Source organism: Mangrovihabitans endophyticus (assembly GCF_014646155.1).
Lineage (GTDB): Bacteria > Actinomycetota > Actinomycetes > Mycobacteriales > Micromonosporaceae > Actinoplanes > Actinoplanes endophyticus.
Window position 1 is genome coordinate 1 of the sequence record NZ_BMMX01000146.1, and the last position, 672, is coordinate 672.

The 672-nt window shown below is 45.5% G+C and carries 2 protein-coding genes; both read right to left on the bottom strand.

Annotation, left to right across the window (positions count from 1 at the left end):
- Positions 1-529: 50S ribosomal protein L6 (gene rplF / locus IEY73_RS34635; RefSeq protein ID WP_229716442.1), on the bottom strand; the 529-nt coding region annotated here is incomplete at its 3' end.
- On the bottom strand, positions 495-665 hold the full coding sequence (gene rpsH / locus IEY73_RS34640) for a 30S ribosomal protein S8 (RefSeq protein WP_505744157.1): 171 nt from the start codon (positions 663-665) through the stop codon (positions 495-497). The genes rplF and rpsH, both read right to left, overlap by 35 nt.
- Positions 666-672 lie beyond the last annotated feature (7 nt).

Sequence of the window (672 nt, forward strand, 5' to 3'; positions counted from 1 at the left end):
TCACACCCTTGCCCTTGTATGGCTCTGGGGGTCTGAAGCTCCTAATTTCAGCGGCGACTTGCCCTACTTTTTGCTTATCGCTCCCTTTGATAGCGATCGTGTTTTTTTCCACCACCATTTCAATCCCCGCTGGAATGGGGTATTTCACCGGGTGGCTAAAACCCAAACTCAAATCCAAAGTTTTATTGCCCAAAGCCACCTTATAGCCCACGCCATTGACTTCTAAAGTCTTAGTGAAACCGGTGCTTAAGCCTATTACAATGTTGTTGGCTAACGCCCCATAAGTCCCCCAATAAGCCCTAGATTGCGCGTCTTCGCCCACAGGCTGGAAGCTCAATTGGTTGTTTTCAAGCGTGATTTTCACTCGGTTGTGAGTTTCTAATTCATGCTTTTCTTTGCTGTTTTTAAAAAGAAGCTTGCTCCCTTCAACGCTCGCTTGCACAGAGCTTGGAATTTCAATGATTCTTTTCCCAATTCTTGACATTTTCAATCCTTTACCAAATGCTGCAAAGCACTTCGCCACCGACATTTTGTCTGTAAGCTTCTTCGTTGGTGATCACCCCTTTAGAAGTGCTTACCACAATCACGCCATAGCCATTTTTAAAGCGCTTCAACTCGTTTTTTTGCTTATACACACGACGACCGGGCTTGCTTAAGCGCTTCACTTCGCTG